Here is a 9,412-nt window from a genome sequence, read left to right on the forward strand (position 1 = left end):
CGCCGAACGTGCAACCACTGCGAAAATTCTGCGAATTTTCCGCACTGATTACACGCTCGGCGAGAATTAGGCAGCGACGGCGTTGAGCCGTTCGCGGGTGTCCTCGTCCAACTCGATGGACGCTGCCTCCATGTTCTCCTCCAGGTGCCGCACCGACGAGGTGCCCGGGATCAACAGCACGTTGGGCGCCACGCTCAGCGTCCACGCCAGCGCGACCTGCGCCGGCGTGCGGCCGAGTCGCTGCGCGGCGTCGACCACCAGCGGGTTGGTGAGCACCGGGTTCGGCTGCATGAAGGCCGCCCCCAGCGGGAAGAACGGGACGAACGCAATCCCCCGCCTCGTGCATTCCTCCAGCACCGAGGCCGACTCTCGCTGAACGAGATTGAAAGCGTTTTGCACACAAGCGATCTCGGTGCGTTCCAGAGCGTGCAGCAGGTGTTCACGGTTGATGCTGCTCAGCCCGATCCCACCGATCAATCCCTCGTCACGGGCTTCGATCATGACCGAGAGCTGATCGTCGAACAGGCGATCCGGCCCGTCGCTGTCGAAGAGCCTCAGGTTGACCGCGGCCAGCCGATCGACGCCGAGGGCGCGCAGGTTGGTTTCGATGTCGCGGCGCAATTCGGCGGGCTCGTTGACCGGTAGCCAGCCGCCGGTTTCGTCGCGGGTCCCGCCGACTTTGCTCACCAACGCCAGGTTGTCCGGATAGGGATACAGCGCCTCGCGGATGAGCTCGTTGGCGACGTCGGGACCGTAGAACTGGGCGGTGTCGATGTGGTCGCCGCCGAGCTCGACCGCCCGCTGCAGCACCGCCAGCGCCCCGTCTCGGTCGCGCGGTGGCCCGAACACGCCCGGCCCGGGCAGTTGCATTGCGCCGAAGCCGATGCGGGAAACGGAAAAGCCACCGAGTGGAAAGGAATCCATTGGGTGAGATTAGCGTCGTCGGTATGGACACGTTTCAAGCGCTTGTGGCGCGCCAAGATGGTGACCGGATAACCGCGTCGGTCGAGACGCTGAGCCCGTCCGACCTGCCGCCCGGTGAAGTGACGATCCGGGTCCTGTATTCCAGTGTCAACTTCAAGGATGCGCTGGCGTTGACGCCGGGTGGCGGCGTGGTGCGCAACTACCCCCTCGTGCCGGGCATCGACCTGACCGGCGAGGTGGTCGAGTCGCAGTCAGCCGACTTCGCCGTCGGCGACAAGGTGCTGGCTCACGGTTACCAGATCGGCACCGGCCATCACGGCGGCTACGCCGAATACGCACGGCTGCCGGCCGACCAGGTGGTGGCGCTCGGCGACCTGAGCCCGTACCAGGGCGCCGCGATCGGAACCGCCGGCTTCACCGCCGCCATGAGCGTGCAGGCGCTGATCGACTGGGGTATCGACCCCGGCGCCGGGTCGGTGGTCGTCACCGGCGCCTCCGGCGGTGTCGGCTCGGTCAGCGTGGACCTGCTGGCCGCCGCCGGCTATCGGGTGGTGGCCTCGAGCGGCAAGGAAACGGCGGCCGATCTGCTGAAAGAGCTTGGCGCCGCGGAGGTTATCGGACGGCTGCCGGAAGATCCCGACGCCAAACCGCGGCCGCTGGCCAAGGCGCGCTGGACGGCGGGGGTGGATTGTGTGGGCGGCGCGACGCTGGCCGATGTGCTCAGCGCCGTCGACTACGGCGGGGCGGTGGCCGCCAGCGGCCTGACCGGCGGTCCCGCGTTGCACACCACGGTGATGCCGTTCATCCTGCGGGGCATCGCGCTGCTGGGAATGGACTCGGTTCAGCTGCCGATCGGCCCCCGCCGGAAGCTGTGGGCGTTGTTGGGCGACTCGCTGCGGCCGCGTCACCTTGACTCGCTCACCAGCGATGTCGACGTCAAAGACGTGGCCGGCGTGATCGACCAGCTGCGCGCCGGCGCCTACACCGGCCGGGCGGTGGTGCGGGTCGCCGGCGGATTCTGAGTCGGCAGTAGGCTGTCCGACCATGCGGGCGGCGCGGGTGACTCGGCTAGACGGTCCGGACGCGATCGAGGTGACCGAGGTCGACGAACCGTCGGGTGACGGTGTGGTCGTCGAGGTGCACGCCGCCGGCGCCGCATTCCCCGACGCGCTGCTGACCCGCGGTCTGTATCAGTACCGGCCAGAGCCGCCGTTCGTGCTCGGAGCCGAGATCGCCGGCGTGGTGCGGTCGGCCCCGGACAACACCCACGTACGACCCGGCGACCGCGTCGTCGCTTTGACGATGCTGTCCGGCGGCATGGCCGAAGTGGCGATCGTGCAGCCCGACCGGGTGTTCAAGCTGCCGGACAACGTCAGCTTCGAGGCAGGCGCCGGCCTGCTGTTCAACGACCTGACGGTGTACTTCGCGCTGACTGTGCGTGGCCGGCTGGCCCAGGGCGAGACGGTGCTGGTGCACGGCGCGGCCGGCGGGATCGGGACCTCGACGCTGCGGCTGGCGTCGTTGCTCGGGGCGTCCCGCGCCATCGCGGTCGTCAGCACCGAAGACAAGGCGGACGTCGCGACGGCGGCCGGCGCCACCGACGTGGTGCTGGCCGAGGGGTTCAAGGACGCGGTCAAGGAGCTCACCAGTGGCCGCGGCGTCGACGTGGTGGTCGACCCGGTCGGCGGCGACCGGTTCACCGATTCGCTGCGCTCGCTCGCGCCGGGTGGGCGGCTGCTCGTCATCGGGTTCACCGGGGGCGAGATTCCGACCGTCAAGGTGAACCGGCTGCTGCTCAACAACGTTGACGTCGTCGGCGTGGGCTGGGGAGCCTGGACGGCGACGCACCCGGACGCGCTGGCCGAGCAGTGGGCTGGGCTTGAGCGCCTGCTCAGCTCGGGCCAGCTGCCTCCCCCCAAGCCGGAGGTCTACCCGCTGGAGCAGGCCGCCGCGGCGGTCGCATCGCTCGAAAATCGCAGCGCCAGGGGGAAAGTCGTGGTGCGCGTCCGCGAGTGACGGCGTCGGGTGGCCGTCGCGGCCCCGTTGATCGGCGACACTTCAACGTCAGCGAAAACGCGCCGGAGCGGTGCGCAATGGATTAAGTCTCGTGGACACGACGACCGGGCTCTTGTGCACCACAAAAACGAAAAGTAATGTCACTTTCAGTTTTGGCCTTCGACCCGCGCCTGGAGTCATCTGTGGAATCCTTTGTTCACCTGCGAAAAGGGAAAACGCCCCGCCGGCTTCATGCCGATCTCGACGGGCTCAAGGACGACGAGCTGGGCCGGGGCGGATTCACGGGCCGGACCGCGAACATGTACCGCCGCAACGACCCCACCGCCTATCGGTCGGTCGGTCCGCTGCGCCCCGTCGACGTGCTCGCCGGCGAGCTGAAACCCAGCGATGCCACCGACGCCGGCGGCGGGCCGCTGCTGATGTTCGGCAACGACGACTGCCGAATCCTGTTGAGCCGCCGCCACGAACCGATGCCGTTCTACACCCGTCACGTGGACGGCGACCTGTTGTGCTTCGTGCACCGCGGCGCGGGCCTGCTGGAGACCGAGTTCGGGCCGCTGCGCTACCGGGAGGGCGACTGGGTGTACATCCCGAAGGCATGCACGTGGCGGCAGGTGCCCGATGCCGAGACCACGCTGCTGATGATCGAGGCCAGCGACGAGTTCCGGGTACCGCCGCCCGGCGCGCTGGGCCGCCACTTTCCGTTCGACCCGTCGCAGGCCACCATCCCCGAACCGGACCCCATCCAAGATGACGGCCGCGAAGAGTACGAGGTCCGGCTCATCCACGACGGCGGCCCGACAACGCTGTACTACCAACACAATCCGATCGATGTCGAAGGCTGGCGCGGAGACAACTTCGCGTTCACCTTCAACATCGCCGACTACAACGTGATTACCTCCGACAGTGTCCACCTGCCGCCGACGGTCCATCTGTTCATGCAGGCCACCGGCGTCTACGTGATGAACTTCCTGCCAAAGCCGGCCGAAGGCGTTCAGGGCACCGAACGCACGCCCTGGTACCACCGCAACGTCGACTACGACGAGATCGCCTTTTTCCACGGCGGGTCGCTCTACGGCATCCCGATGCCACCGGGCCTGATTACCCATGCGCCGCAGGGGGTTCACCATGGCGCGCCGGAGAAGGCGCGGGAACGGGCGCGCCGTAAGTTCGACGAGCATTCGCGGGTGGACTGGCAGGTGATCGCCGTCGACACCCGCCGGCGGCTGGCGCCGTCCGCCGAGGTCCTCGCCCACGACCTGGGACAGCACTGATGAAACACGAATACGATCGGATCCCCTATCTGGTTGCGTTTCAAAACAATTCCGGGGTCCGCGACGTGTACGGCGGCCTGGCCGAAATCACCGTGCTGGAAAGCTACCTGCTCAAGCCCAAGGACAAGCCGTCCGACACCGTGCTGGTGTTCATGCACCCGATCGGCGGTGGCGCGTACCTGCCGATGATCAACGGGCTCGCCCGCGCCGGCCACCACGTCATCTACTGCAACAGCCGGTTCCGCGGCACGGATTCGGCGCTGCTGATGGAGAAGGTGGTCGAGGACCTCGGCGAGTGCATCAAGGACGCCAAGAAACGGCTGGGCTACGCCAGGGTGGTGCTGGCCGGGTGGAGCGGGGGCGGCTCGCTGTCGATGTTCTACCAGCAGCAGGCCCAGCAGCCGACCGTCACGTCGAGCCCGTCCGGCGACGGGCCGGACCTGACGCAGCTGGACCTGCCCGAGGCCGACGGGATCATGCTGCTGGCCGCGCACATCAGCCGGCACGGCACGCTGACCGAATGGCTGGACGCGTCGATCCTCGACGAATCCGACCCCACCAAGCGCGATCCCGAGCTGGATCTGTACGACCCCGACAACCCCCACCAACCGCCCTACAGCCAGGAGTTTCTGGCCCGCTACCGGCAGGCGCAGATCGACCGCAACCGCCGCATCACCGCGTGGGTCAGGAAAAAGCTGGCCGAATTGAAATCATCTGGGCGCCCCGATGACGAATTCGGGTTCGTCGTGCACGGCACCATGGCCGACCCGCGATGGCTGGACCCGACCGTCGATCCGAACGAACGCACCCCCGGAAGCTGCTATCTGGGTGATCCTCGAGTGGTGAACATGAGCCCGGTCGGGTTGGCCCGCTTCTGCACGCTGCGCGGCTGGCTGTCGCAGTGGAGCTACGACGACGCCCGGGGCGACGGGGTGGCCTGCGGGCGCGACCTCGCGGTCCCGGCGCTGGTGATCGGTAACCTGGCCGACGACGCCTGCACGCCCAGCCACACCCGACGCCTTTTCGAGGCGATCGGGCACCCGGACAAGGAGATGCACGAAATTCCCGGCGCCACACACTATTACGCCGGCCCCGACCAGCGCGACAAGCTGCGGCACGCCGTCGACGTCGTCACCGACTGGCTGGTCCGCCACGACTTCGCGAGCACAGAGTGACGGCGGCAAATCTTGCGGGCGCGCTGGACGGCGTCCGGGTGCTCGAGCTCGGCACCCTGATCGCCGGGCCGTTCGCCGGCCGGCTGCTCGGAGACATGGGCGCCGACGTCATCAAGGTGGAACCCCCCGGCGCCCCGGACCCGTTGCGGACCTGGGGCCAGGCCGAACTGGACGGGCACCACGTCTTCTGGACGGTGCACGCGCGCAACAAGCGGGCCATCACGCTCGACCTGCGCAAGCCACGCGGCCGCGAGCTGTTCCTGGATCTCGTCGCGAAATCCGACGTCGTCGTGGAGAACTTCCGTCCGGGCACCCTGGAGAAATGGGACCTGGGCTACGACGCGCTCAGCGAGCGCAACCCGGGCATCATCCTGGTTCGGGTATCCGGCTACGGCCAAACCGGACCCGAGGCACACAAGGCCGGCTACGCGTCGGTGGCCGAGGCCGCCAGCGGTCTGCGGCACCTCAACGGCTTCCCCGGCGGCCCGCCGCCCCGGCTGGCGCTCTCGCTCGGCGACAGCCTGGCCGGCATGTTCGGCGCCCAGGGCGCGCTGGCCGCGCTATACCGCCGCGGCGTCACCGGGCGCGGACAGGTGGTCGACGTCGCGCTGACCGAATCATGCTTGGCCGTACAGGAATCCACGATCCCCGATTACGACGCCGCAGGCGTGGTGCGCGGACCGTCGGGAACTCGGCTGGAGGGCATCGCGCCGTCCAACATCTACCGCAGCGCCGACGGCTCCTGGGTGGTGATCGCCGCCAACCAGGACACTGTGTTCGCCCGCCTCTGCAAGGCCATGGGGCGCCCGGAACTGGCCAGCGACGACCGGTTCGCCACACACGGCGCCCGCGGCCGCAACCAAGACGAAATCGACGAGATCATCGGCGCGTGGGCCACCGACCGGCAGCCCGGCGACATCATCGAAACCCTGTCCGCCGCGGGCGTGATCGCGGGTCCGATCAACACCGTCGCCGAGGTGGTCGACGACCCGCAGCTGCGGGCCCGCGGCATGCTGGTCGACCACTATGACGAAAGAGTCGGGCGCAACGTTTTAGGGCCGGGCGTCGTGCCGGTGCTCTCGGAATCCCCGGGCGGCGTCCGCAACGCCGGGCCCGCGCGCCCGGGCCAGCACAACGACGACGTCTACATCGGGCTGCTGGGCATGACCGCCGACGAGCTCGAAGAGCTGAGGGCCGAGGAGGTGCTGTGACCCACGCGGAATTTCCCACGAGGGTTGACATTCGCGAGGTGTCGCTGCGCGACGGCCTGCAGATCGAAAAACCAATCCCGCTGGCCGCCAAGCTGGAACTGCTGGCGGCGGTGGCCGCCACCGGGGTGCGGGAGGTGGAGGCCACCGCTTTCGTATCCCCGTCGAAGGTGCCGTCGATGGCCGACGCCGCCGAACTCGCCGCGCAACTGCACAACTACCCCGACATCGAATTCTCCGCCCTGGTGGCCAGCCCGGGCGGCGCCAAGCGGGCGGTCGCCGCGGGGCTGCGATCCATCGAATACGTGGTGGCCGCCAGCGACGCGTTCAGCGAGGCCAACGTCGGGCGCGACAGCGCCGAGGCCACCAAGCAGATCGAGGAGATCGTCGCCATCGCCCACGACGCCGATGTCACCGTCGAGGTCATCGTCGCCACCGCGTGGGACTGCCCGTTCGCCGGGCCGACCCCGCCCCAGCGGGTGCTCGAGATCGGCGTCGCCGCCCGGGCTCAACGCGTCGACCGGTTCTCGATCGCCGACACCATCGGCACCACCACCCCGCGTCGGGTGAGTTCCCTGATCGCCCAACTGCGTCCGGTGATCGCCGACATGCCGCTGGGCGGGCATTTCCACAACACCCGCGGCACCGGCCTGGCCAGCGCCTACGCGGCGGTAAGCTCCGGGGTCACCCGGCTGGACGCCTCGGTCGGCGGGCTGGGCGGCTGCCCGTTCGCACCGGGCGCCACCGGCAACATCGCCACCGAGGACCTGGTCTACCTGTTGACCGACAGCGACGTCGATGTCGACGTGGACCTGCGGGCCGCCATCGTCGCGGCCGAGGTCGCCAGATCCATTGTGGGCCATGACCTGCCGAGCGCGCTGTTGCGCGCCGGCGACCGGATCCGGAACTGATGCCTGCCGACAGTTTGACCGCAAAAGGCCGCCAGACCAGGCAGGCCATCGAGCAGGCGGCCCGGAAACTCTTCGCCGAACGCGGCTTTCACGGCACCACCTTGGCCGACATCACATCGGCCGCGGGCAAGTCACCGGCGGTGTTCTACCGGTATTTCGCCGACAAGGAAGACCTGCTGGCCGCCCTGGCGGAGTCGTTCCTGCACGAGGTCGTGGCGCCGCCCGGGTTGAGCCTCGAGCTGCCCGACTCCCCTGATGACGACGCGTTCTTCACGTCGGTCGTCACCGGGTACTGGAACATGTTCAAGCAGAACATCGGCATCATGATCGCGGTGTCGCAGCTGGCCGCCACGCAGCGGCGCTTCGCGATCGTACAGAACGAATTCCGGCGTTTCGGCATGGACATCGTGGCCGCCTCGGTGCGCCGCGCGCAGGAGCAGGGCTACGCAACCGAGCTCAACCCGCAACACATCGCGGCCGCCATCGCGCTGCTGTTCGAGAACTTCACCAGCGTCTTCGTGGGCCCTTCCAGCTTGGGCCTGAAGATCAGCGATAAGGACGCCATCGCCACCCTGTCGACGGTCTGGAAGAAAACCCTCTACGGCAGCGGCAAGGAGTCTTAGGAGATAATTGTGGATTTCACTCTGCCAGAACATCTTCCGGGATTGCTCACCGAGATGGACGCGTTCATCGAGTCGGAGATCAAGCCGCTGGAACGCGACCACATCCAGTATTTCGACCATCGTCGTGAGCATGCCCGCACCGATTGGGACAACGACGGCATCCCATCGCACGAGTGGGAAGATCTGCTCGCCGAGATGCGCAGGCGGGCCGACAAAGCGGGCTGGCTGCGCTACGGCCTGCCGGCGTCGCTGGGTGGCCGTGACGGCACCAACGTCGACATGGCTGTCATCCGGGAGCACTTGGCGCACAAGGGCCTTGGGCTGCACAACGACCTGCAGAACGAGTCGTCGATCGTCGGGAACTTCCCGCAGGTGATCATGATGGAGCGCTTCGGCACCGATCAGCAGCGCCGCGGTTGGTCGGAGGCGTTGATCACCGGGGAACGGTCGATGGCGTTCGGCCTCACCGAGCCGCGGCACGGCTCCGACGCGACCTGGCTGGAAACGCGCGCCGAACGCGATGGCGACAGGTGGGTGATCAACGGCTCGAAGCGGTTCAACACCGGGGTGCACCGAGCAACCCACGATCTGATCTTCGCCCGAACCTCCGGCGAACCGGGGGCCGCGCTTGGCATCACGGCGTTCCTCGTCCCGACCGATGCGCCCGGATTCCGCGTCCCCTATTACTGGTGGACGTTCAACATGCCCACCGATCATGGCGAGGTCGAACTGACCGACGTGCGGGTGCCCGCCGATGGGGTGCTGGGGGAGGTGGACCGCGGCCTGGAAGTCGCGCAGACCTTCCTGCACGAGAACCGGATCCGGCAGGCGGCGAGCAGCCTGGGCGCCGCCCAATACTGCATCGACCGTGCCGCCGAATACGCGGGCAAGCGCACGGTTTTCGGCAAGCCGCTGTCGGTCAACCAGGCCGTGCAATGGCCGCTGGCCGAGCTGCAGACCGAGGCCCAGATGGTGCGGCTGCTGGTGCAATACGCGGCCTGGCATCTGGACCGCGACCACCACATGGAGGTCTCGGACAAGGTGTCGATGGCCAATTACCGCGCCAACCGGCTGGTCTGCGACGCGGCCGACCGGGCGATGCAGATCTTCGGCGGCCTCGGCTACAGCCGCCACGAGCCGTTCGAGCACATCTACCGCCATCACCGCCGCTACCGGATCACCGAGGGCGCCGAGGAGATCCAGATTCGCCGGGTGGCTCAGCGGCTGTTTAAGTTTGGCAAGTGACGCAGACCGAGGAACTGGCCTCCAAACTGGCCTCCA

General features: G+C 68.0%; 9 protein-coding genes. 8 read left to right on the forward strand and 1 reads right to left on the reverse strand.

Annotation, left to right across the window (positions count from 1 at the left end; genetic code table 11):
• Nucleotides 1-66: 66 nt before the first annotated feature.
• Nucleotides 67-924: an oxidoreductase gene (locus tag JWP83_RS30145; protein WP_297738934.1), complete on the reverse strand. Its 858-nt coding sequence runs from the start codon at nt 922-924 to the stop codon at nt 67-69.
• A 23-nt stretch (nt 925-947) separates the two neighbouring features.
• On the opposite strand from JWP83_RS30145, the gene JWP83_RS30150 reads away from it, so the two are divergent.
• The 8 genes from JWP83_RS30150 (at nt 948) to JWP83_RS30185 (ending at nt 9,376) form a co-directional block, all read left to right on the forward strand.
• Complete coding sequence (locus tag JWP83_RS30150) at nt 948-1,946, forward strand: acryloyl-CoA reductase (RefSeq protein ID WP_297738937.1); 999 nt, start codon at nt 948-950, stop codon at nt 1,944-1,946.
• Between the two features lie 22 nt (nt 1,947-1,968).
• Complete coding sequence (locus tag JWP83_RS30155; RefSeq protein WP_297738940.1) at nt 1,969-2,940, forward strand: NADPH:quinone oxidoreductase family protein; 972 nt, start codon at nt 1,969-1,971, stop codon at nt 2,938-2,940.
• Between the two features lie 182 nt (nt 2,941-3,122).
• Nucleotides 3,123-4,214 (forward strand): homogentisate 1,2-dioxygenase, encoded by a 1,092-nt coding sequence (locus JWP83_RS30160; protein WP_297738943.1) that lies wholly within the window; start codon nt 3,123-3,125, stop codon nt 4,212-4,214.
• Entirely contained in the window at nt 4,214-5,389 is a 1,176-nt protein-coding gene (locus tag JWP83_RS30165; protein WP_297738946.1) for an alpha/beta hydrolase, read from the forward strand. The genes JWP83_RS30160 and JWP83_RS30165 overlap by 1 nt, the downstream gene beginning before the upstream one ends.
• On the forward strand, nt 5,386-6,600 hold the full coding sequence (locus JWP83_RS30170; protein WP_297738949.1) for a CoA transferase: 1,215 nt from the start codon (nt 5,386-5,388) through the stop codon (nt 6,598-6,600). Before JWP83_RS30165 ends, JWP83_RS30170 begins: the two co-directional genes overlap by 4 nt.
• Entirely contained in the window at nt 6,597-7,508 is a 912-nt protein-coding gene (locus JWP83_RS30175) for a hydroxymethylglutaryl-CoA lyase (protein ID WP_297738952.1), read from the forward strand. The genes JWP83_RS30170 and JWP83_RS30175 overlap by 4 nt, the downstream gene beginning before the upstream one ends.
• Complete coding sequence (locus JWP83_RS30180; RefSeq protein WP_297738955.1) at nt 7,508-8,131, forward strand: TetR/AcrR family transcriptional regulator; 624 nt, start codon at nt 7,508-7,510, stop codon at nt 8,129-8,131. The genes JWP83_RS30175 and JWP83_RS30180 overlap by 1 nt, the downstream gene beginning before the upstream one ends.
• A gap of 9 nt (nt 8,132-8,140) precedes the next feature.
• A complete protein-coding gene (locus JWP83_RS30185; RefSeq protein ID WP_297738958.1) occupies nt 8,141-9,376 on the forward strand; it encodes an acyl-CoA dehydrogenase family protein in 1,236 nt (411 codons plus the stop codon).
• The last annotated feature ends 36 nt before the right edge of the window (nt 9,377-9,412 follow it).

Origin of the sequence: Mycobacterium sp. (genome assembly GCF_025965855.1) — a bacterium.
In the GTDB taxonomy this organism is placed as follows: Bacteria; Actinomycetota; Actinomycetes; order Mycobacteriales; family Mycobacteriaceae; genus Mycobacterium.